Below are 25,185 nucleotides of genomic sequence, written 5' to 3'. Positions count from 1 at the left end.
ACACCACCATACTGAATCAATGTGCAAAGCTCTGTAAGACCTACGCATTCAAGAATCCTTGTAGGGGAGGTTGCATGTGATACATGCAACCTCCCCTACAAAGGTTTGAGCTTACTATTTTTGCATACGCCAAGCGCACAAAAAAATAGGCACTCAGCAATTCTCATTTTGAAATCAGGCCCGAAGACCGCGCGCTTTTGGCGCGCGGTCTTCGGGCATCAAAGCCAAGAGTTCACGCCCGTAGGGCGTGAACTCTTGGCTTTGATGCCCATACTGAAAATTGCTGATAGGCATTTCAGTTTGCAGCAAGCTGAGATTATGGAAATTGGTTTGGCTTAACCAGAGCAACAACCGTCTCAACGAATACTTCCGGGCTAACAGGTTTGGCAAGATGCCGCTGAAACCCTGCCGTGATCGCCTGTTGACGGTTATTCTCCCCCGCATAAGCGGTGAGGGCGATCGCCGGAACCTGTCCTCCCTGTTCGGGCGGGAGCGATCGCACCTGCTGTATCAGCATATAGCCATCCTGATCGGGCATCCCAATATCACTCACCAGCACATTGGGTTGAGTTTGGGCAAATAACTCCAACGCTTCAGTCGCAGACGTCGCTGAGATGACAGTTGCTCCTGCTTGCTCCAGCACAAACGCCGAATACTCCAAGGCATCTAGCTCGTTATCAATCAATAAGATGCGAATGCCTTGTAAATTGAATGGCTCTCCTGAACCCTGGACGTCTTGCTGCCAGCTTTCTTGACCCAGCGTTAGCGGCAACCTGACCGTAAACGTTGCTCCCTGGCCCTCGCCGGGGCTTTCTGCCCATACCGTTCCACCATGAGCTTCCACCAATTGACGTACAATCGCCAACCCTAATCCCAGGCCCCCAAAGCGGCGTGTGGTAGCACTGTCCGATTGCCGGAAGTAATCGAACACATGCGGTAAAAAGTTGGAGGAAATACCAATACCGGTGTCACTCACCGTAATCTGGACCTGGCTAGCCATTTGCTCCAGCCGGATCTCGACTCGTCCTCGTTCCGGCGTAAACTTGATCGCATTGGAGAGGAGATTCCAAACCACTTGCTGTAATCGCGTCGTATCTCCCAAAACCAAGCCGACATGGGCATCGAGCATTGACTCTATCACAATAGATTTGGCCTGAGCCGCCAACTGTACTGTTTCAATTGCGGCATGAACGGTTGCTGCCAAATTCACCTGCTCCACATTCAGCTTGAGTTTGCCTCGTAAAATGCGGGAGATATCGAGCAGATCTTCAATCAGTTGGGCTTGTAGCCTGGCATTGCGCTCAATGGTTGCCCAGGCTTTGGCAGTTTTCTCGGCATTCAGCGTCCCTTTCTGAATCAGCTGAATCCAGCCCAGAATCGGGTTGAGGGGCGATCGCAACTCATGGGAGAGCACCGCCATAAATTCATCCTTCATCCGATTGGCTTCCTGCGCTTGCTGGTACAGCCGAGCGTTATCCAGGGCAAGCGCAGCGCGGTGCCCCAACTCTTCTACCAGATCCAGCTCCGTTGTCGTGTAGTAGCGATTGGAATCTGCGGTTAAGCAAACAGTTAACGCTCCAAGGGTTCGCCCGTGGGCAATGAGCGGCACGGTGATGAGCGATCGCACCTGACACTCCTGGATCAATTGCAGATGCTCGGCATTCAGCGTAACGGTTTGCTTCCATTCCTCAGTAACAAGAGGAACAAGGTTAGCCTTGCCTGTAGCCAGAACATGGGTAATGGGATGGCTCCCCTGGTCTGCGGGAGGGGTATAGCGCTGCAATTCCTCAAACCAGTCCCGCTTTGCCGGATCCCCGTGATGCCAGGCTACTCGTTCAATTTGCTGATAATTGTTGAGGATATCAAAGAAACAAAAGTCGGCCAGAAATGGCACAGCCAGTTGTGCAATGTTAAACAACGTGTTTTTGTAATCCAGGGTTCCAGCTAATACGGCACTTGCCTGAGACAAAAACTGCTCTCGCTCAGCAGCCTGATGGGTCTCGGTTATATCGCGTAGAATCTTCACTAACCCCTGAAGGTTGCCGGCTTCATCGTGCAGTTGCATCATATAACCGCTGGCAAAAAAGCGGCTACCATCTTTGCGCAGGTGCCAGCGGTCATCTTCAGCCCGTCCCTGGGTCAGCGCAATTTCTAACTCTTTCTTGTCCTGGCCATTTTTTCTGTCTTCGGGGGTAAAAATGGTGTAGCCGGGCTGACCGATGATTTCTGCCTCTTTGTAACCCAATAAGCGTTCAGCTCCAGGGTTCCAGCTGGTGATTACGCCGTCGAGATCGAGGGTAAAGATGGCATAATCTTTCGCACTTTCAACAATCAAACGAAAGCGAGATTCGCTCTCGTACAAAGCAGCTTCTACTTGCTGACGCTTGGCTTTGTCGCGTTTGCGCTCTGTGATGTCTCGAAAATAAATGCTGCATCCCACCTTACAGGGATAAGCATGAATCTCTAACCATCGTTTGGAGGGTTGATCAAACCCTTCAAAACGGATCGCTCCTGATTCTGCGGTAATGCGACGATGGGTTTCCTCAATGACGGTGGCGATCGCCCAGGGTCCCATTTCCTGCTGAGTTTTCCCAATCAGTTCCTCGGCTTGCAGGTCGTTCAGTTGAGCAGCTTCATGATTGATGTAGGTAACTCGCCACTCATGATCCACACAGACAAAGGCATCCGTAATACTTTCCAGAATCTCGATGGCCCGTTGTGCCGATTCGTTAAATGCCTGACGGTTGGCCTCCGCTTCCTGACGAGCTGCTTGCTCTCGCTGCAACGCAACCTCAGCTGTTTGACGCAGGTGAATACTTTGCAGAGCCGCTGCGGTAAAATCAGCGAGACTGGTCATGATCCGCACATCTTCTGGATCAAACTGCCGTGTTTCATCGTGGGATACGACCCAAATGGTGCCCAGGGGCTGAGCCGTACCCATCAGCGGAATGACCAGACCTTCAACAATAGCGGGTTTCGCGTTCTGAAGGTAGGTGAAGTACCGCTCAGGGTACGAATAAAGCTGAGGTGCCTGGCGGTCTAAACAGGTACCACAGGGGCTAAAGTTCTTCGGCGTGGACGCTCCCACATGGTCAGCTAAGGCTCCGGCGATCGCATTCCAGCGAAAGATTTCCTTCCCGTCGGGAGTCACTTCTAGCAGGCTAACTCCGGCAGTTCCGGCTTGGCATAGGTCTTTTGCTACAGTCACCAGCGTGTTAAGCAGGGCTTGGGACTGTTCGGCCAGTTGCCGAGCTACTAGATGAAGGGCTTGGGTCTCAGCTTGTAGATTTGGGGTGCGGGGCAACCTTTGATGTAATACCTCCGTAATCAAAACATCGTTTAGGCTTATACGAGACGACTTTTCAGACATCCCGTTCTCCCTCCAGGGAGTCCTGCGTCAACCAGGATTTTTTCGATCCCTCCGTTGATTCCAACAACTCTTCAATTAATTTCATGGCCATGGGTGAGGGTACACTACGCCCGTTCTCCCAGCGATTCACCGTTTTAAAGGAGACACCTAACTTCGCCGCAAATTTTTCCTGAGATAAGTTAAAGTGCTGTCGAAGCTGGTGAATGACATCTGAGATGGGTAAGGTTTTTAGGGAAGACATAGTGATTGCGAACGCTTGAATCACATTAGGACATAAGGGATAACCCCACCTCCCCCCCTAAGGAAGATTTTGTTGCTTGCCAAAGAGAAATCTTGCTTTTTATACAAGCCCCATCTAAGACGAAACGCTGGCCTGCTCGCTTTGCCAGAGCCCAGCATCAGAACCAGGACATTTAGTTTTTGAAAAGCCGCACGGCGCGAGGTTTTTCAAAAACTAAACTGTTCTAAGCAGAGAACGTAAGGCCATAAAGTCGCAGTCACTTAACGACCTCTTTAGAGCCGAAAGGCAGACAATTCATATCGCATTAGTTCGGACAGTTTTTCTGAAACCCTTGATTTTGCGTGCGCGAAGCGCACGCAAAATCAAGGGTTTCAGAAAAACTGTCTAGAGTATTGATATCGAAAAGATCCGCAATTCATACTGAAAAGATAGGAGTCTTTAATGATTGCCTACTACATCCAAAATCCAAGCGAGATGAAGCATTACAAAGGATTGAGGCACTACCAATAATTTTGTACCTCCACTTGATATGCCTCAAAAGTTAGAGGAAAAGATGAGCCTGGACTTTTAGGCTAAGGGCGTGAGTCATCACTGGTAGGGTGGGTCTCCAAAGTTCTTGGCACTTGTGATCGCTGAGAAATAGTGAAACTCGTACCAGGAATGTAAATCTCATCAAGCAGCCTTTTGTGTGTTACCCAACATTGGAGAAGCTATGGAAGAACCTGAACATTTTGAATCATTAGTTGAGGAGCGGGCTAGATTACTACGCCAGATCAAGGTATTGCTACAGAGCATGAAAACACAGATAGCTTCTCTTAAGAACGCATTGCAAAAAGATCAAATGTGCATGAGTTCTAGCTGTTGCCGTAATCTTGACGATACTAGTAATGACTCTTAAAAACCAGTTCTATCCTGAACCTGTAGATGATTGTGGAAAGAGTAGTTTGCACTTTCAGAATAACCATCTACAGGCCTATAGGGCCGTGCGTGCTGATTAAGTAGGGTAGTGTGGGGCATTTCGTACCCCACACTACCGTTGCTGTACTTAACGCACTTGCACATTGCGATAAAACAGGTCTAATGATTCATCTCAAAGCCATAAATAAATTGGTATTTTCGCATCTACTATAATTCTGCTATTTCTCCGCTCTAAAGTGAGAAATATAAGTAAAAGTAATTTTTCTTGTAGGGCATTACTATACAGTTAAATCTAACTTTTTTGTGAATCACACTATCGTTTGTACTCGTAGGGGCGATCGCACTACTCCTTCAACCCGTAATGGATTTCTATTCGTCACGGTAGTGCCGAATTCTGTTTATATCTGTTCAATATGAGTTGCATACAGTGTTTCTTTTGTGCACATTTCCGTGTATGTTTCAGTAAAATTTTTTATAAATCAAGTTCTAAATAACCTGAGTTCGGGTTAAGGGTGTTTTCGAGTGCCGCGCAATGCGCGGCACTCGAAAACACTCATTTTGGCGTGCGCAAAGTGCACGCCAAAATGAGCACCTCAGCTTATCCCGAACTGAAGTTAAATAACGTTAACGATCTCTCCCCTCTCCCATAGGGAGCCTGCAATTAATAAAAGGGTGCCACGCTTTGCACGACACCCTTTCAATCTAAAGGTTGATTGGCACTGACGTAAAAGATTCAGAGCCCCGGTTTTTCTAAAGAACCGGGGCTCTGGGTACTCAGATTTCGCTTATTTCAGTGCCATTCACCTTTAGTTTGCTTTATTGGGATGGGCTGCTGGTGGAAGAACAACTTTTTGAGCTAAACCCAGATTTTTGAGGGCGAGAATTACCCACCAGGTCATATCAATCTCCCACCATTTCCAACCAGCTTGTGCCACATTGGGATAGGCATGATGATTGTTGTGCCATCCCTCGCCATAAGTCAGCAGTGCGGCCCACCAGAGGTTAGCGGAGTTGTCATCCGAATGATGGGTGCGGTAGCCCATGATGTGGGTTGCCGAGTTAATAAGCCAGGTGCTATGCCAGACAAGAACCGCTTTTACAAAGATTCCGTAGACCACAAACGACCATCCCCCCAGTAGATACAGCACAATTCCTAAGGGAATTTGGAGGAGTAGGAAATAGCGGCCTAACCAACGATAGAATGGATCCCGTGCTAAATCCGGTGCAAATTGTCGGTAGTGCTCATATTCAAAGAACTCTGGCCGTTTGTAAAACAGCCAGGCCATGTGGCTCCACCAGAAACCACGCTTTGCTGAGTAGGGATCTTTATCAATATCTTCAGCATATAAGTGGTGCCTGCGATGTCCTGCGACCCAGAAGATCGGGCCACCTTCCAGGGCAAGGGCACCTATAATGGCGATCGCATATTCCAAGCCTTTAGGTACCTGAAAACTGCGATGGGTCAGTAAGCGATGATAGCCCAAACAAATACCAATACTGCCAAGTAACCAGTGAAGGAAGAGGGCTACTCCCAAAGCTGACCAAGAGAAGAACCAGGGCGCTAATAGAGCAAGGACATGAATGGCGGCAAAAAACGTGACGCTCGTCCAATTTAATACGAGCGATTGCCTCTCTTTAAGGTCAGCTTGAAGCATATTAGAAGTCATGAAATTCCTATCGAACACATTTTTAGTTTACCGGAGTATTCTTCAGGAGTGTGTTTTTCCCCTGAAACCGTACTCGATAATGTCTTAGCAGTGCAATCTTTACAAAGGATGAATCAGCTTCTAACATTAGTTAGATGTGACACCAATCCTATTTGAATTTGCACAAGATCGACTTTGTAGAGTGAACATCCTGCCTGCACATGTCTTAGGCAAAACACTCACTCCACGAAAATCAATTCTTTGAACGGATTTTATTACGGATGCTCTTTATTCTGTGCCGTATTACAAAGAACTGGTATAGGTGTGTAAGTAACTCAATTCATTCTTAAATTCAAAATAATTCAAAATATTATGCCGCCCACTGTGTAGGCGGCACAATATTCTATTCTTTAGTAATTTTGCCTACCTACGTAGATAAATTTCAATAACTATCAACTTTTGGGCTGCCTTTTGAAGGAACCTTGCAGATTAGCTTCAGCTAAGTTTGTATCGGTGAGATTAGCATCTGTCAAATTAGCTTTAGCCAAATTTGTCTCATTCAAAATTGCACCTGTCAAAACTGCACCTGTCAAATTTGCGTGGCTCAAATTTGTTCGTGTAAGATTCGCCTTGGTTAAATTAGCACCACTGAAGTTGACACCAACCAGGTTTAAGTTTCTCAGATTGGCTGCCATCAGATTCAGATTCCTAAAGTCCCGTTGCCCAGCTGCATAGCGGCTACAGAGTTCGTTGGTATTCATTGCTATTAAGAGCATTTGGAGAACCGTATAGGTGATAGGACAAACTTCAGAATACAAATAACAGGCAAGCGTTAAATGGCTTAGACAAAAGGCCTCTTTAATGCTGATTCCATGTCTTGCAAGAGGTTCAGAGTGGGAGATGCGATCGCACCTCAACATTTAGCACTCAATAATGAAACTTTCTTCTACTTTTACGTTGCTTATGTTTAGCTAACGCCTTACGCTTCTGCTTTTGAAGCGGTGTTTCGAAGTGGCGATTTTTTCGCATGTCTGGGAAGATGCCTGCGTTGGAAACAACTCGCTTGAATCGACGCAATGCTGACTCAATTCCTTCGTTCTCACCCGGAATGATTTGAGCCATCTAGTCTCCTTGAAATTAGATAATTAGAGTGAGATAAAAAGGGCTACAACTACCGCGCAGCAGCCCTTTAACAACCTTTAGAGGTAGAAATGAAATCATTTACATAGCTAATCTGAAGCTAACAAAATAAACGTTTCAAAAAACCTCAGAATCTCAGGAGTGACAATCTGATTAATGCCAGGATGAAGTTTTCTTGTTCGACCAGTTACCACCGGAAGGACTTCTTTCCTCACGAGGTTTTGCTTTGTTGACCTTAAGGTCACGCCCCATCCACTCAGCACCATCCAGTGCTTCAATGGCGACGGTTTCTTCAGCATCGGTTCCCATTTCAACAAACGCAAAGCCGCGCATCTTTCCGGTTTCGCGATCCATGGGCAGTTGAACACGCTTGACGGTTCCATACTCGGCAAACGCCTGCGTCAAATCATCTTGTGTAACTTGGTAGGATAAGTTCCCAACGTAGACTGACATCCGTTTTCTCCAAAACTAGGTGTAGAGAATTAGATTCGGAGAAACGCTTGTGAGACGAATTACACGGCCGAAAGTAAGACTTGCCTATACCCTAACATAAATTAGATATATTGCAATCTTATATAGGTTATGAAGTTAAGGCAGAAACAGCCAGGCTCAACGCCCACAGCCGATTCCATAAATCATTCATAAATCATTAAGGAACACTATAATCAGATAATTAGAAGAAATAAGCCAGAATAGGCATATGGATATAACTGAATTCCAAATGCTGTTAGCAGCAGGGAAACGTGATTTTTGTAATATCGACCTTTGCTCAGCACACCTTAGTTGCGTTGACCTGAAGGGGGCAAATTTTTTAAGAGCCAATTTACGCCATGCAAACTTACGTTGGGCAGACCTACGTGAGGCAAACTTAGACTGGGCAGATTTAAGGGGAGCGGACTTAAGTTGGGCAAATTTGGAGGGAGTCGATTTAAGCTCTGCTAACTTAAAGGGGGCAAAGATGCCCGATGGAACAATTCACGATTGAGTGGAATAACGATTCAGGTGCTGAATAGGGGGATGAAATGGAGCGCCAACCGCTACTTTGGCATTTCATTTCATCCCCCTATTCAATAAGCTACGATTTGATACCAATTCCCCTGTGTCAGCATTATTTCAAGAGTTCTTGCTTTTTGCTAAAGAAATTTAAAAGGTAAATCTCCTATGGTTTAGTGGGTCATGTTTCCAGCACATGGATGGGGTGTGGTGAAAGAGGCAATTCATGCCTCTTTCACCACACCCCATCCATGTATTTAGAACACTATTGTTAGGTTTTATACACAAAACTCACGGGAAATTAGTTCTCTAAAGTATGAGTACTGCAATCAGATTTTCAGTAACAATATATAGAAAAACTTTGTATAAAAGTTTAGTCTTTAAAAGAGATGTAACTGATCATAAACATCTACATCTAAAACTGTTGCTCTTCTCAAAAAAAGGATAGCTTCCTCAAGGATTGCTTCAAGTTGGACCCAACTACACATCAAACTTCTTGTTAATACCTAAGATAAATATGAGGTCGAGTATTGCTCGTCCACCCATAGGACAAGCACAGGAAAGCAAATGAGTACTATGATCGCTGGCTACACTTTGCTTGAAGTTCTTTATGAAGGGCCTGCCACCTGTATTTACCGAGCTAAGGCATCGAAAGATAGCCTGAAACCAACATCGGTCATTATTAAAACGCTGAAAGCTGAATATCCAACCGTTGAGCAACTGGCTGGTCTTAGACACGAATATGAAATTCTGCAGGGCTTGGCAATCGAAGAAGTTGTTAAACCGATTGCTCTAGAAAGCGATCTGAACGGGTTAGCTCTTATTCTCTCTGGCTTTGATGGAGTATCACTGGCTGAGGCGATCGCAGCACAACAATTTAACCTAAACAATTTTTTACAAATTGCGATCCGCCTATCTTCTGTTCTAGTGCAACTTCATCAGCAAGATATTATTCATAAAGATATTAAAACATATACCATTCTCGTTAATAAAACAGGTGAAATCAGGTTGATTGATTTTGGTATCTCGGCCTATCTATCAAGAGAAGATTCACCTGCTAGTACTATCAATATTTTTGAAGGCACGCTCTCCTATATCTCTCCAGAACAGACTGGGAGAATGAACCGCTCAATTGACTCCCGCACAGACCTCTATTCCCTTGGCGTAGTATTTTATGAGATGTTAACTGGGCAGTTGCCATTCCAAGCAACGGATGCCCTGGAAATTATTCATTGCCACATTGCTAAGACGCCTATCCCACCTGATCTGGTTCGGCCAGACATTCCAGAGGCGGTGTCTGCAATTGTTATGAAATTACTCGCTAAGACAGCTGAAGACCGTTATCAAAGTGCACTAGGGCTGAAGGCTGACTTAGAAATTTGTCTAGAGATGCTGCAATCCTCAAGTACAATTTCACACTTCAGTATTGGAGAGCTTGATTCATTTAGCCAGTTTTCGATTCCGGACAAGTTGTATGGGCGCGATCGACAAGCTCGTTTACTCATGACAACATTCGATCATGTCAGAACTGGTAGACGGGAAGTTCTGATAGTCAAAGGCTACTCTGGTATTGGGAAATCATCTTTAGTTCATGAAATCCGCCAGCCTATTATTGAAGCGAAAGGATACTTCATTTCTGGCAAATTTGACCAATTTCAACGCAATGTTCCTTATTCAGCAATTATCACAGCATTTCAATCATTAATAAAACAATGGTTGACTGAAAGTGAGGTGCAGTTAGCCCAGTGGCGAACCAAACTTCTAACGGTTCTAGGACATAATGCCCAGGTCATCATTGATGTTGTTCCTGATGTGGAAAAAATTATTGGCAAACAGCCCGCCGCTTTAGAACTGGCACCTACAGAAGCACAAAACCGATTTAACCTTGTTTTTCAAAATTTCATTCGCATTTGCTGCTCACCAGAGCATCCTCTAGTTCTTTTTCTAGATGATTTGCAATGGGTTGATTTTGCTACCCTCAAATTGCTCGATGTTATCATGACCGATGTAGAGATAGGACACCTATTTCTAGTTGGAGCCTATCGGGATAATGAGATTAGTTCGAGCCACCCCTTAATGATGGTTCTTGATTCTTTACGTTCTCAAGCTGTTACCATTCACGAAATTACTTTAGCTCCTTTAACTCTTTTAGATATTAGCCATCTAATTGCTGACACGCTGCACAGTGATGAAATATCGGTTCAAGCATTAGCTGAATTGGTTCTTCGTAAGACCTCCGGTAATCCTTTTTTTGTCACGCAGTTTCTTAAAACCTTATATCAGGAACAGTTGTTGAGATTGAATACCTCGTCGGTTATTAGAGGAGCGTTTTGGGAATGGGATATTACGCAAATTAAAGCGATTGGCATTACAGACAATGTTGTTGAGTTGATGATTCAGAAGCTACGAAAGTTACCCAAAGCTACCCAACATGTCATACAGTTGGCAGCCTGTGTAGGTAATATGTTTGATTTGCAAACTCTTTCAACTATTTATAACCACTTCCAGTCTAATGAGATACGAGGGATAGACGTGGAACAAAGTCTCACATCTATCTCTCATACCTCATCGGATTGGATTCTGTATAAGCAATTATTAGCAAATACTTATCGCGATCTTGTGCCAGCCCTTGAAGAAGGCTTAGTATTACCGGCTTCTGAATTAATATGGGATCTACCCAGCTTGCTTGATACAAATCCAGAGGCTATAGAGTTTAGATTTCTCCACGACCGGGTACAACAAGCCGCCTACGCGTTGATTGATGATAGCGCTAAGCAATCTACGCATTTGCAAATTGGCCGGTTGCTTCGTCAGAGTTTGGAACCGGAAGCGCTTACAGAAAGGATTTTTGATATTGTTGACCACTTCAATGTTGGTAGTGAGCTCATCACAAGAGAGATGGAAAGAACTGATATTGCTCACCTTAATTTGATGGCAGGGCAGAAAGCTATAACAGCAACGGCTTATAAAGCTGCAAGTGAGTATTTGCAAGCCGGTTTAAGGCTATTAACCGAAGATAGTTGGAATGGTCAATATGATCTAACGTTAGCACTGTATCAGGCAGCAGCAACAGCAGCATTTCTGGGTGGCAGTTTTGAGAAAATGCAGCAATTTACAGCAATTGTTTTACAGCATGCTCAATCCCTACTTGATCAGGTAAAATCTTATGAAATCCGGATTAAATCCTACGAAGTGCAACACAAGCAACTGGAAGCTGTGAAACTTGGTTTACAAGTCCTCAGCATGCTAGGAGTTGAAATTCCCGAATCACCAACAGCATTAGATATTGAAAAGGCAACGGCAGAAATAACAACGAATTTAGCAGGAACCAAACTAGAAGACTTAATTCATCTGCCATTGATGACTGATGCTACTAAAGTAGCTGCTCTACGGATTATTTCTAGTTTAATTCCTGCTATTTATCAGGCAGCACCTGCTCTATTTGTCTTTACTGTATGCCAGCAAGTTAATCTTTCGATTAAATATGGCAATTCTCGGTTTTCGCCGAGTGGTTTTGCTGACTATGGAATCGTATTAACTGGTATCTTTCAAGATATTGAAACAGGTTACCAGTTTGGACAGTTAGGATTAGACCTCTTTGAGCGGTTAGATGCTCGTGAGGTAAAAAGCCAAACCCTATTTAAAGTTGGAACATTTATCACTGCCTGGAAGTATCATGTCAAAGACACGTTAGCTTTACTACAACGTTCCTACTCCCATGGATTGGAGAATGGGGATACGGCTCATGCAGGTTATGCCGCAGCACTTAGGTGTCAGCACTCTTACTGGTGTGGAGTTGACCTGGAAAGTCTGAAGCAAGAAATGATGAATTATGGCAAATCAATTGTCCAAATTCACCAAGAAACTGTTTTAGGATGGCATCAAGTTTTTCATCAAGCCACTCTAAACCTATTAGGGTTGGCTGAAAATCCCCAATATTTAATTGGTAGCGTTTACAACGAAGAACAATCACTACCACTTCACATCCAATCTAATGAGCGAACAACAACACACTATGCTTTTCTCAATAAGTTAATTCTGTGTTATCTGTTCGGTAGCTTTTCTCAAGCAGCAGAGAATGCCAAACAGGCTGAACACTATTTAGACGGTGTAGGGGGTTGTTTAGCGGCGGCTATGTTTTATTTCTATGACTCGCTAGCTCACCTGGCTATTTATCCATCTATTACAGCTTCCCAGCAAGAATTCTTACTCAATAGGGTCGAGCAAAACCAGGCAAAGATGCAGAATTGGGCAAGCCATGCCCCTATGAACTTCCAGCATAAATATGAACTTGTTGAGGCAGAGTTAGCCCGAATATCAGGAAGCATTGCAAATGCAATGGAATGGTATGACCGGGCGATCGCTGGGGCCAAAGAGCATGGTTACCTTCAAGAAGAAGCATTGGCTAATGAACGAGCAGCAGATTTCTACTTTTCCCTTGGTAGAAGTAAGTTTGCTAAAGAATATTTGAAGGAAGCTTATTACGGTTATGTCCGTTGGGGTGCGATCGCCAAAGTTAGACAGCTTGAAGCCGTGCACCCCAGTATTCTGGGGCAAGGGCAACCATCAGAAAGTACCAATCGTGAGGCGCAACAAATTCATAGTCCCACTCACAGAAATTATGCTCAAACGCTAGATCTTGCGACGGTAATCAAAGCATCACAAGTGCTTTCTAGCGAAATCGTATTGGACAAACTGCTAACTAAACTGATGCAAATTGTGCTCGAAAATGCTGGAGCAGAAACAGGTGCATTAATTTTAGAAAAAGCTAAAAAGCTCTTTATCGAGGCAACTGGACAAGTTAACCAGAATGAAATCCTTGTTCAACAATCCATTCCCCTAGAAGCGAGTAAACACTTACCTCTATCCGTTATTAACTACGTACGGCAAACTCAGGAAAGTGTGGTTTTGAATGATGCAGTTCATGAAGGAATTTTTGTAACAGATCATTATATTCTTGAATGCCAGCCAAAATCTATTTTGTGTACGCCTATTGTTCATCAAGGTAAGCTAATTGGCATTCTTTATCTAGAAAATAACTTAGCAACAGATGCCTTCACTACAGAGCGGGTAGAAATTCTACAGCTTCTATCCTCTCAGGCTGCTATTTCGCTGGAAAATGCACGTCTCTATCAGGATCTAGCTATTGCTAACGCTGGTCTAAAGCAATCCCATGATCAGTTAGAGGATTATAGTAGAACGCTTGAAGCAAAGGTAGAAGAGCGAACTACCCAATTACGGCAGGAGGTGTGCGATCGCCAACGGGCAGAAGAACTGGCTCAGTCCGCCAACCGAGCGAAAAGTGAATTTTTGGCGAATATGAGCCATGAACTTCGCACGCCCCTAAATGGAATCCTGGGATATACTCAGATTTTTCAGAAAGACCCGAATTTATCGGAGCAGCAAAAGAGCCGCATTGCGATTATTCATCATTGCGGGGAACATTTGCTAACGCTCATTAATGACGTTTTGGATCTTTCTAAAATTGAAGCCCGCAAGATGGAGCTATGCCCCAATGAGTTTTCGTTGGCTGAATTCTTACAGAGCATCGTAGAAATCCTCAGAATCAGAGCCGAACAAAAGGGAATATTGTTAACGTATCAAGCGCTATCCCCTCTGCCCAAGATAGTTCATGCCGATGAGAAACGCTTACGCCAAGTCTTGTTGAATCTGCTTGGCAATGCTGTCAAATTTACAGAAACGGGTGCGATCGTCTTTAAGGTAGGCTATCACGAGCAGAAAATCCGTTTCCAAGTAGAAGATTCCGGTGTTGGCATTGCTTCTGACCAGCTTGATGAAATTTTTAAACCGTTTCAGCAGTCGGGAGAGAGTAGTCGTAAGACAGAAGGAACAGGACTAGGGTTAGCCATTAGCGGTCATTTGATTGAACTGATGGGTGGCAAGCTCCAGGTTGAGAGTACGCTGGGGGTCGGCAGCAACTTCTGGTTCGATTTAGACTTACTAGAAATCCCTTCAGCAGCGGTTTGTGCGGATACGCTCAAGCTCAGCGTCATTGGAGTCAAAGGCGAAAAGCGGAAAATTTTAGTCGTGGATGACAAACCAACCAATCGTTCTGTCCTCATCCATCTTCTAGAACCACTTGGGTTTAACGTGTCAGAAGCCGTGGATGGTCAAGACGGACTGAACAGGGCACACGAGCTACAGCCTGACATCATCCTGATTGATCTGGTAATGCCAAACCTGGACGGATTTGAAGCAACCCGCCGTCTCCGGTTAATGCCGTCCTTGAAAGATGTTATCGTGATCGCAATCTCAGCAAGTGTTTTTGAATTTGACCAACAACAAAGTATAGAGGTTGGGTGCAATGATTTTCTATCGAAACCCATCCGAAGAGACGACCTCCTCCAAAAACTACAGGAACACTTGAAACTGGAGTGGCTTTATGAGAGTGAGAAGCTGGAAGAACCCCTTAAGGAAGGGGCTAAGTTAGAAGGTATTTTAATTAGCCCTTCTTCAGGTTTCCCGACCTTTGCGGTTCCCCCCATAGAAGAGATTGCAATTTTCTTAGATTTAGCGATGCGCGGGGATCTGCGAGCGATCGCCAAACGAGCAACACATTTAGAGGAGACAAACCCGCGATGGAGCCCTTTTTCCAACTACTTACGGCAGCTTGCTAAGGAATTTAAGGGACGACAAATTTTAGATTTTTTGAAGCAAGTTTAGGAGATCTTTATGGATGCAGGAACTGTTGAAAAAGGCGTCATTTTAATTGTGGATGACACACCCACTAATTTGGATGTGCTGCTTGACGTCCTGGAGGCTGATAGATTTAAGGTTGTGATTGCTGAAGATGGAGAGAGAGCAATCAGCCTGGCAGAGTACGCTCCACCTGATTTGATTCTATTAGATGTCCTGATGCCTGGAATAGACGGGTTTGAGACGTGCCGTCGCCTGAAATCAAACCCACTGACGCAGGAAATCCCTATCATTTTTCTGACGGCTGTTAGCGACAATGTTGACAAGGTCAAAGGCCTAAACCTTGGGGCAGTCGACTACATTACAAAGCCCTTAAATCATGAAGAAGTTTTAGCGCGAGTCAATACTCACGTACGGTTACAGAGTTTAACAAGGAGATTGACTGAGCAGAATGAGCGTTTAGAACAGGAAATTCAACAACGTAAACAGCTAGAAGAAGAACGTGAGCAGGCATTTAGGGCTTTACAACGTAGTGAAGCCCGGTTTAGACGTTTAATTGAAGCTAACGTAATTGGTGTTATTTTTAGCAAGATTGATGGCAGTATCATAGATACCAATGATGCTTTCCTTCAGATTGTTGGATACGATCGCGCTGATCTACAAGCTGGAAATATCAATTGGCAGGCTATGACACCTGCCGAATATACCCACCTTAATCAAGCAGCTATAGCAGAATTAAACAAAACCGGAGCATTCAGTGCTTTTGAGAAGGAGTACTTCCGGAAAGATGGTTCCCGCATTCCTGTCATGATTGGTGGCGCTTTGTTGGATGAATCTCAACAGGCGCTCGTCGGCTTTGTTCTTGACTTAACACAGCACAAGCAAGCACAAGAAAAGATTCGTGAACAGGCGGCTCTACTGGATATAACGACAGACACGATTCTAGTACAGGATTTAGAGAATAAGATTCAGTACTGGAATAAAGGAGCAGAACATCTTTACGGATGGAAGTTAGAAGAAATAATAGGTCAAGATATAAACCATCTTTTATATCGGGAAGATGCCTTTGAACAGCTTGAAACTGCTCAAAAGAGTTTAGCAAAGAACAGTGTATGGCAAGGCGAGTTACATCAGATCAATAAACAAGGAAAGGAAATCATTGTTGCCAGTCGCTGGACACTGATGCAAGATGCTCAGGGACAGCCTCAATCAGTCCTAATAGTTAACACAGATATCACTGAGAAGAAACAGCTCGAAAGTCAATTCCTGCGAACTCAGCGGCTTGAAAGTTTGGGGACTCTTGCAGGGGGTATCGCTCATGATTTAAACAACATCCTGACTCCGGTGCTCGCTACCGCACAGCTGCTACAGCTAAAGTTTCCTGATGCCGATGTCCAGAGCCAAAATTTGTTCGAAATTTTGGAAACGAACACTAAGCGTGGCGCTGCCCTTGTCAAGCAGGTTCTGCAATTTGCTCGTGGTGTAGAAGGTAAGCGGGCAAATGTGCAAGTAAAACATTTGATCCGTGAAGTTAGACAGGTTGCTGAAAAAACCTTCCCTAAATCTATAAAATTTGTGATTGATGTAGAGTCAGAGCTTTGGTTAGTGTCTGGAGATGCTACTCATCTACATCAAGTACTGATGAACCTCGTTGTTAATGCTCGTGATGCAATGTTGGATGGTGGAACACTCACCATATCTGCAAAGAATCTGGTTATTGATGAACATTACGCCCGCATGAATCTTGAGGCATCTGTTGGTGCTTATATTGAATTAACCGTCAAAGACACGGGAATCGGAATGTCAGCTGAAGTGACAGATAGAATTTTTGAGCCCTTCTTCACAACAAAGGAAATTGGTCAAGGAACGGGATTAGGACTCTCTACTGTTCGGGGTATCGTTAAAAGCCATAAAGGATTCATCCAGGTGTCGAGTAAAGTTCGTGAAGGAAGTGAGTTCAAGGTATTTCTGCCAGCGGTAGAAGTGTCTCTTCCTGCGCAAGCAGAACCTTCTGACTCACTGCATGGGGATGGAGAATGGGTTCTTGTGGTGGATGATGAAACAGAGATTTTAGAGACTACTAGAATGTCTCTAGAAGCCTACAACTATCGCGTATTTACAGCAAATGATGGCATTGAAGCAATTGCACTGTGTGCTCAGCACAAACATAAGGTTGCGGTAGCACTTGTCGATATGATGATGCCATCTATGGATGGATTAACAACAATTCAGACTCTCCAAAAAATTGATCCTCAGATTAAGGCGATCGCAATTAGCGGCTTTGTGCCAAATGACAAGGTAAAAGAGGCTCATGAAATTGCAAGCTTCATTGCTAAACCTTATACGATTCAAGAGCTGCTGCAAGCATTACAGACCGTCTTAAGACAGTCGATGGAAACCTCTATTTCATAGTGCTCAATGACTTAAGTTTGCTCACCTTTATGTTTTTTCGCGCACAACACCACGAAAAAACAACTCCCAAAGCAACCTCTAGTCTAAGGATTAGCCATTATAACCAATTGCCCAACAGTACAAATGCGGCCCAATAATAAGCCCGTTGTCCATAGACTGGATTCTGTAGAATAGCCACTTGAGCACGGCGTAAGGCTTCGGCTTTTGTGACATCACTCTTTGCTAGCTCGTGATAGAAGTGCTCCATCAACTCGGAGGTTGCCTGATCATCTACACTCCAGAGGGAGGCTAGCGTACTACGGGCACCTGCACGGACAGCAATACCTGCTAATCCCAAAACCGCACGCTGATCGCCTGAGGCAGTTTGGCAAGCACTCATCACGAGCAGTTCAATCGGGCTCTGTCGATTCAGCTCCGTTCCTTGCAGCAAGCTTCTCAGCTGATTGATGGTGATGCGATCGCTCCACGACAAAATAAATGTTTCATCAACACTAGAGCTAAATTGACCATGGGTAGCCAAATGAACAACTGGCGCAGAGTTCGTGGCGATCGCCTGCTGTAATGTGTCCCGGGTAAAATCCTGGTTTAGTAGGGTTTGGCTTGGCAATTGCTGGGCAATTCTTGTTAACTCATTTCCCACACCTGGAAGAGGACTAAACCCTTGTCGTGATTCTGTCAGTCCTGCGGCAATGACGCTGATTTGCTGAGTGTTGAGGGGGCGCGGGGTAAGCAATTGCAAACCGGGAGTCAAGGCAACGCTGTACTGCTCGATGAGGAAGCGATCGCCATCATGTAACACTGCCATGGGCAAGTTTCGCAATGGCCCATCCAGCACGAATACCAGGGTTTTCACCTCACTCTCCTGAAGTTCAACCGCACTGGGGCGAATAAGCCAGTCGTATACCTGTTGCACCAAAGGCAACGTCTGGGTAGGATTACCAATTCGATTCACGAGCCGCCGCCGCAGTTCCAACACGGTTTCTGTCACCTGATCGGGAGTAACAGAGACTGTGTGGTGTTGCAAGGGGCGATCGGGCAGGTGCACAATCACTTCCAGGCGATCGGGCAGAATCACAGGATAAAAGACAGCCGCTTGGCTATCGATCTGCTCAATAGCAACGGGTTGAGCATCCAAACATGCCTCCCGGAAGAAGTTTTCTAATTCCGCCTGTTGCAAAGATTCGATGACCTGGCGGGTACTTTCCAACTCTTCAGGACTGGGCTCACCCGAAGGGCCTCCCCGCATCAACAAACTCATCAGTTCCCGATGGATGGGTTCAATGTTTTGCTGAAAGGTAAACTGTACCTCTGGATTCATAGCAACCAAATCGGTACGGATGCTTTGTAATGTAGCGATCGCCCGTTGATAAGCCGCAATCGACTCATCCCGCTGCCCCTGTTCTCGCAATACACGCCCTAACTGCCAATGCCAGCGGTAGGCCAGATCATCAGCATGGGTCGTCTGAGCAAGGTTCAATGCCTGATACGTCACCGTCACAGCATCCGCATATTGGTGTGTTCGTTCATAAAGCCGACCTAAACTCCCCAGAGCGTAAGATTCGGTGCGGCGATCGCCTAGCTCGTGGGCCTGTTGAATTGCGATCGCTAACCCTTCTCCCATCGCACGGGACGAAGCTACCGTTCTAACCTCAGGTGCATGGTTGGCCAAAAGCAACAGAGTTTCGGCATATTTGATGCGGGTATAGATGTGGGTCCGCCCGGATGGTAACGCTCGGATCGGCTCATCTAACTGCAAAGCCAATGCCTGAGCTTCATTCCAGGATTCCTGCTGAACCAGTAGATTCAGTAAATTCAGTTGAGCATTGAGCCTGGCTGCGCTAGGAACAGTTAATTCTTGGTACAGAGCCAGAGCCGCATCGGTTTCCCCTAATGCTTGTAGTGTGTTAGCAAGGCTTAAGGTTAAATCCGCTATCCTGTCTGGCATATCTAGCGTGCGTGCGATCGCTACACCCTGTTCTAGAATCTGGCGCGATCGGGCCAAATCCCCCGCCGTTTGCAAAGCATCCCCCAACTCCTGCAAGCCACCTAACTTCATGGCAGAATCAGGCTCATTCTGCAGGGATTGATTGACTCCTTCCAACAAATCTATCGCCTGCCGATAAAACCCTAACCCCTGCAAAGCGCGGGCTTGATAGATCTGATTCTGCCACTGGCTGGCTCTATCCTCCAGGTCAACGTATAGTTCTGCGGCCTGCTCCCAGTCATGCAGTGCTTGCTCGGCTTGTCCTTGCTCCAGGTGCAGTTGTCCTGCAATGGTAAAGACTTGGGCCTGTATGGAGCGGCGATCGCGCCCGTCTTCTACCTCTTCTAACAACGCCAGGCTCGTAGCGATCGCCCCATTTGCCTCCTCCCAATTCCCTAACTGTTGCTGAGCGAGCGCCAGGTTACCCCACGCCATCGCCTGCCGCAGGAAGTCGTTTTGGGTAGCATAGTGGGCGATCGCTTGCTCGAATAATTCAACAGCATTCTGAAATTGTCCGGCCTCGTAAGCAGCCCGCGCGGATTGCTCGGCTTGAGGGTTAGGGCGTGCTTCAGAATCGGCTGGAATCGTTATTTTTGCGTGTGCTTCGTATACAGGACAATGATGAAAACAGACTTCGGAGGGCGAGAGGGAAAGGGCAGGGGGAATGAGAACGGATGTGCGGATGGGTAGATAGGTGGGTGAGTAGAGGGGGAGAATGAGAGCGATCGCTAGGGAGAGAACTGCCAGCAGGAGGTAACGAAATTTGAAATGGAAGCGCCTCTTGTACATGGGTTAGCCTCCGATGGGACAGCGTCTAGAAGACAGGAGAGGCGAATGATTTTCCTGAAAAGAGGCTACACTCGCACCCTCAGCAGTTAAGACTATTTGTCCATCCGGGCCAGTCACCCAACCTTCCGCCTCAACAATGGATAGGGGTTCGGCACGGATGATGGAGGTTGATGAGGGAACGGGAGTGGAATCAGAATCCAGCGTAATCAGACCAGGAGACAGAATAGGGGTTCTTAACAGACCTTCCGGAGTTGAAGGCAGCCCGCCTCGCCCAGACATAATAAACTCGCCTACTTGTGCTTCTGCTCTCACCGTTCCTCCACAACGGCGAGCCACCTGTTGCGTGGCATCCGTAAAGGCTGTGGGCAATTCACTTAAACCCTGGCTAGGATCAACAATGGGCTGAATAATGATCACAGAACCAGGGATACCCAACTGGGAACTTGCATCAATGTCGTTCGTTCCATTATCAAGCGGAAGAGAACTACGTTCTTCCAGGCCAATAATACTGCGAGCATCAATAGTAATATTGCCACCCCGTCCCCTAAACGCATTCGCAACGATGTCGCTATTTTCGTCAACTCTTCCAACCACAAATCCTTCAGGAGCAACAATAAAAACATTCCCTCCTGCAGCATTGTTGAATGCTTGTGCAGAAATCCGGCTCTGATTTCCCATTAATAAAGCATCTCGAATTTGAAGCTGGATATTAGCGTTTGATGTATCTCCTGCTCGGGTTTCAGCTGCCAGTCTTCCTTCATCGAGCTGAATCGTATTGGCTCGAATCAGCATATTGCCAGCTACCCCCTCCCCTGCTGAACTCACCGAAACCTCAGCTCCATCACGTACCACTAAGCTGGACGTTGTAATGGTCAAGTTTCCGGCATCGCCAAAGGAATTTTCATCTGCAAGTGCCGTCAGTGTACTGGGAATGGTTTCAGAAGCAATAGTTCCTTGTCCAACCAATTCAATGGAGCTAGCATCAACCGTTAAGCTGCCCCCCGGACCAAAACCCAGCGTGCTGGCTCGAATTTCTCCACCCTCTCGAACAACTAAACGATCAATATTGCTCAGAGTGATAGAACCGGCGGCCCCTATCCCCTCATTGCGGGCCGAGATATCAGCCCGGTCTTCAACAAATAACTGATTAGTTGTAATGTTTAAAGCTCCAACCTGACCCGAAGCATTTTCACTCGATGCCGAAACGAAAATCCCACTTCGATAGAAATTCCGTTGTACTGCTGGAGATGCGCCTCTTAGTAAAATGGAGTCTGTAGCATTGATAGTCAGTGGCCCCCCATTTCCCTCAGCAAAGGTGGCTGTAGAAATAAAGCCGCCGTCTAGCACGACGAGCCGATCGGTGGCGATCGCCAAACGCCCTGCACTTCCCGCCCCCTCAGTTTGGGACACAATACCACTGGTAATTTCTTCTGGTTCTATGGTGTTGCCTCTACTATCAATCACAGGCTCATGGCTGTAACCCACCACTTCAACGTAGGAAGCTTGAATTTGAATAGTACCTCCATTCCCAGCGCCGAAAGAGGATGCCTCAATCCGAGAACCATCCTGAATAGAAATATCTCTAGCATTAATAATGACATCACCCGCTCGCGCACCAAATTCCGTATTTCCAGATGCCTGAGAACCCAGTGCTGTAGGGCCAGAACTGCCAGAATCTGAAAGCGTAAGGGACTGAGCTGCCTGGATAATCACGTCACCCGCCTGCCCTTCTTCATCCGCAAGCGTGAACGCAAAGGAACTGTTTGCCAGGGTGACTGAACCAGACGCGAGCAGTTGCAAATCTTCTCCTGTGCCTTGAGCAGTGCGAGAGATAATCCCTGCGCCATTGGTCAGCGAGATATTTCTTCCCTGTAGTCGAACGGCGCCACCATTGCGTCCTCCATCACCACTGGTATCAATAGAACTGAGATTTGTAAGGGAAATATCCCGCAAAACTTGGTTCTCCGAGAGAGCTGGAATATATCCAGTCCCCTCTGTAACGAAAGACACCGTACTAGACGGAGCAACGCTAACAAGGTTGATTTGTCCTCCTCTGGCTGTCAAGTTACCATTCTTTAAGGAAACTCCATTACCCAGCAGCATCAGGCTCTGGTTGGCTTGCACTTGCAAACCCGTTGGTCGCCCATATGTATTGGTACTTCCATTAAGGCTAACCTGAGAACGATTAATGATAGAGGCTGAGTTGGCCCCAAATTGTAAACCAATAGGAATACTAACAGTTAATAATGGAATGGGTTGAGGATTCGTTGCACTAAATTGAAAACCATTAAAATTTATACTCTCCGCAGTTGTAGCCAGAAATGATCCACCGATATCTAGCGCTGCATTGGGACCAAAAATAATTCCATAAGGGTTCAGTAGAAATAGATTAGCGTTTCCATTGGCCCGAAGGGTGCCATTAATATCAGACCTATTCTGCCCTGTCACACGGGCAAAGATATTTTGAATAGTGAGTGCGTTGTTAAAGTAAGCTGTACCCTGATTGGGAATAGAGAACTGCGTAAAGCTATGAAATAAATTCTGGCCTAACTGTGTACCTCCTGTGATTTCACAGTTGATACAATCTTGAGAAACACGTGAGTTCGACGGCAGAGTATTATCAGGGATAATCTGAGAAATAACAGACGTGGGGGTTAGGAAAAGAAGCAGTACACTACTGATACCAACATACAGTAGATGATTGGGCATATCTAAAGCCGTTATTGATCAAACTACAGCATTTCCCGATCTGGTGAGAGATGAATGTGCGGCGGAACCCCGCATTCATCTCTCACCAAATTGAAAAAGGTTACCTTACACAAAGGTAAAGTCCAAAGAAATAATTACATCAGTTGTGTCTTTAAAGACGGCAATCCGATTTGAGGTTGTACCATCAAAGTAATAAAGCTCGGTATCAATAGCCGTAGTACCCAACACATCATTATTCTTCACTAGCTGGTACAGAGTAGCATCGCCTCGGGCTTGAATGCGATCGCCTTCAGAGGGCCTCCAATCCTCAATAACAGCGTATCCATCTCCTGAGTAATAGGAGTAAAAGTTATCCCCCAAGATAAAGGAGTCCGCACCATCACCACCCGTTAGAGAATCGGTAACACCAAAAGAGTTGTAAGAGGATGGACCACCACCCGTTAAAGTATCGTTACCTACCCCCCCAAAGATAATGTCACTCCCTGCTTCACCCTGAAGAAAATCATCACCAGCTCCCCCAAAGAGGCTATCATTCCCCTCATCTCCGCCAAGGGTATCGTTACCCGCTCTCCCAAAAAGACTATCGTTACCATTCCCCCCACTGAGGAAATCATTTCCATTTCCTCCATCAAGGGTGTCATTACCCGCTGCACCGCTCAGGTCATCATTGTCATTCCCAGCATCGAGGAAATCATCCCCACTTCCCCCGTCAAGAGTATCGATAGCATCTCCTCCATAAAGCTGATCGTTTCCCTCTCCCCCACTTAATGCATCAAAGGTCGGCCCAGCTATCAAAATGTCATTACCCGCTCCTCCATCCATGGAGCTACTGTACATAAAGGCATCTTTGTAACCCTGTTCACCAAGAGCATCAATATCATCCCAAGTGACATATTCTTTACCACCTCCATAGGCAAAATAGACATCACCTTTGAGAGAACCATCAGCATTAAATGCTTGCCGCAAAGATAGTAGAGAATCCGGATCTGCGTTATAGGATGCAGGAAGAATAAATCTTACGAACAAAACGTCATAATTAAGGGACACATCAGGCAAGCTAGACGCTTTCAGTAGTTTTGCTCGGTATTCCACCCGGCCGTCAGCATGTCTAATGGAAGTTAAATCACTAGCTAAAGAGGTAAAGGCCATCACTTCAGGCTTTTCAGGAACATTAACAGTGCCCTGAATAGCCCCAACAAAAAGGCCTCTATCTGTGGCCGAATTTGCATCGAGACTTCTCGAAAAATCAATAGTAAATTCGTAAGTGGGTCCGTCAGGATTCCTACTAATTGTTATAGGTGAGGGATCAACAACTGCTTCAGCTGACATTCGAAGCCGATAGTTGCTACTACCTCTGACTCGAAAAACACGAACGAAGTACGTACCAACCGCAAGATCATCTCGTCCTGTTGCGGAAATTGGTCTCAAAAATCTTCTTCGTTCTGCTGCAGTTAATTTCCTGAAGTTTGTTGTTTTAAGGCGATTGTTTAGCGGGCGTGCAAGAGCATAAAGCTCAACACGAACCCCTGCACCTGGCGCAACGCCTAAAAGGGACAATGACAAGCGACTACGGCTGTTTAAGGAGAAGGTGTATAAATCATCCAGGTCTCCTGGGCCAACACGATCCAGTCGGTTCATTGGCAGTTCTACACTTCTAGCACTTCCGAGTTTGTTATCTACATCAGCCATAGACTTCACCTTCCCTTACAGCCATCATTAAAATTTCCTTTGCATATCTAAACTGAAAATTCATCTTTTTAGTTGAAAAAGTCTAGAGAAATTACAGAGTTTTTTCCCAATATGGCAACAAAAGTAATACATATTACACGTTACATTTCTACAATCAATACTGCCGAGATTCAACCTACAAACCTTTACTTAACTTCAGATAACACTGTTGCTAAGTGTGATATTGGATACAAGTATTAGATCCACAATCTTGAGTGTTAGTAATAATAGCGTCGATGGTCTTCGATAAGTTCTCCAACTTCACCATTTTTGATTTTCATGAGATGGCTATTGCTTTACAACTCGGTAGCTTATACCAAATCAATATGAAGCTGCACAGAATAAGAGTGGCGATGCATACGCGCCGCCTTCATTCTGTGCAGCTTCATATAAAAACGATATTAGCCTCATTAAACACAATACCTCAAAGGCTATATCGTCCACTTTGCGGACGGCACAAACCTTGGAGCCTTGTGTTTAATTCTGACCACCTGATAGCTGTGTGTTGTTAGACGCGGTTCTGGTGAAGCGACCTGAAGTGGTTGCTCAAGTTGGACCACACCTGTTTACGAGATTGGATCAGGTTCGTTGGATGAAT

At 45.6% G+C, this 25,185-nt stretch carries 12 protein-coding genes; 3 read left to right on the top strand and 9 right to left on the bottom strand.

From position 1 onward, the window contains the following. Positions 1 to 316: 316 nt before the first annotated feature. The 6 genes from H6F91_RS00975 to H6F91_RS00950 form a co-directional block, all read right to left on the bottom strand. Positions 317 to 3,370 carry an ATP-binding protein gene (locus H6F91_RS00975; RefSeq protein WP_190789185.1) on the bottom strand — a complete coding sequence of 1,018 codons (3,054 nt, stop codon included), beginning with the start codon at positions 3,368 to 3,370 and terminating at the stop codon, positions 317 to 319. Further along, on the bottom strand, positions 3,363 to 3,611 hold the full coding sequence (locus H6F91_RS00970) for a helix-turn-helix domain-containing protein (protein WP_190773870.1): 249 nt from the start codon (positions 3,609 to 3,611) through the stop codon (positions 3,363 to 3,365). The genes H6F91_RS00975 and H6F91_RS00970 overlap by 8 nt, the downstream gene beginning before the upstream one ends. A gap of 1,724 nt (positions 3,612 to 5,335) precedes the next feature. Continuing rightward, on the bottom strand, positions 5,336 to 6,196 hold the full coding sequence (locus H6F91_RS00965; protein ID WP_190774376.1) for a fatty acid desaturase: 861 nt from the start codon (positions 6,194 to 6,196) through the stop codon (positions 5,336 to 5,338). Between the two features lie 431 nt (positions 6,197 to 6,627). After that, the gene (locus H6F91_RS00960) at positions 6,628 to 6,936 is read right to left on the bottom strand and encodes a pentapeptide repeat-containing protein (protein ID WP_190774380.1); all 309 of its coding nucleotides are present in this window, start codon (positions 6,934 to 6,936) and stop codon (positions 6,628 to 6,630) included. A gap of 166 nt (positions 6,937 to 7,102) precedes the next feature. Further along, positions 7,103 to 7,297, bottom strand: a complete 195-nt coding sequence (gene rpsU / locus H6F91_RS00955) for a 30S ribosomal protein S21 (protein ID WP_190774375.1) — start codon at positions 7,295 to 7,297, stop codon at positions 7,103 to 7,105. A gap of 171 nt (positions 7,298 to 7,468) precedes the next feature. Then, positions 7,469 to 7,768 carry an RNA-binding protein gene (locus H6F91_RS00950; RefSeq protein ID WP_190774374.1) on the bottom strand — a complete coding sequence of 100 codons (300 nt, stop codon included), beginning with the start codon at positions 7,766 to 7,768 and terminating at the stop codon, positions 7,469 to 7,471. Positions 7,769 to 8,015: 247 nt separating this feature from the next. On the opposite strand from H6F91_RS00950, the gene H6F91_RS00945 reads away from it, so the two are divergent. The 3 genes from H6F91_RS00945 (at position 8,016) to H6F91_RS00935 (ending at position 17,377) form a co-directional block, all read left to right on the top strand. Further along, complete coding sequence (locus H6F91_RS00945) at positions 8,016 to 8,300, top strand: pentapeptide repeat-containing protein (RefSeq protein ID WP_190774373.1); 285 nt, start codon at positions 8,016 to 8,018, stop codon at positions 8,298 to 8,300. 575 nt (positions 8,301 to 8,875) lie between these two features. Then, entirely contained in the window at positions 8,876 to 14,992 is a 6,117-nt protein-coding gene (locus H6F91_RS00940) for a hybrid sensor histidine kinase/response regulator (RefSeq protein ID WP_190774372.1), read from the top strand. 9 nt (positions 14,993 to 15,001) lie between these two features. Beyond that, positions 15,002 to 17,377: a response regulator gene (locus H6F91_RS00935; RefSeq protein ID WP_190774371.1), complete on the top strand. Its 2,376-nt coding sequence runs from the start codon at positions 15,002 to 15,004 to the stop codon at positions 17,375 to 17,377. Between the two features lie 97 nt (positions 17,378 to 17,474). On the opposite strand, the gene H6F91_RS00930 is transcribed toward H6F91_RS00935, so the two are convergent. From H6F91_RS00930 to H6F91_RS00920, 3 genes are all read right to left on the bottom strand, one after another. Then, positions 17,475 to 20,150: a CHAT domain-containing protein gene (locus H6F91_RS00930; protein WP_190774370.1), complete on the bottom strand. Its 2,676-nt coding sequence runs from the start codon at positions 20,148 to 20,150 to the stop codon at positions 17,475 to 17,477. 3 nt (positions 20,151 to 20,153) lie between these two features. Further along, complete coding sequence (locus tag H6F91_RS00925; protein ID WP_190774369.1) at positions 20,154 to 22,859, bottom strand: S-layer family protein; 2,706 nt, start codon at positions 22,857 to 22,859, stop codon at positions 20,154 to 20,156. A gap of 105 nt (positions 22,860 to 22,964) precedes the next feature. Then, positions 22,965 to 24,548 (bottom strand): calcium-binding protein, encoded by a 1,584-nt coding sequence (locus H6F91_RS00920; protein ID WP_190789184.1) that lies wholly within the window; start codon positions 24,546 to 24,548, stop codon positions 22,965 to 22,967. Between the last annotated feature and the right edge of the window lie 637 nt (positions 24,549 to 25,185).

Source organism: Leptolyngbya sp. FACHB-8 (genome assembly GCF_014695575.1).
Classification (GTDB): Bacteria; Cyanobacteriota; Cyanobacteriia; order Elainellales; family Elainellaceae; genus Vacuolonema.
The sequence above is the reverse complement of the archived record's forward strand: the minus strand, read 5'-3'. Positions and strand labels throughout refer to the sequence as shown.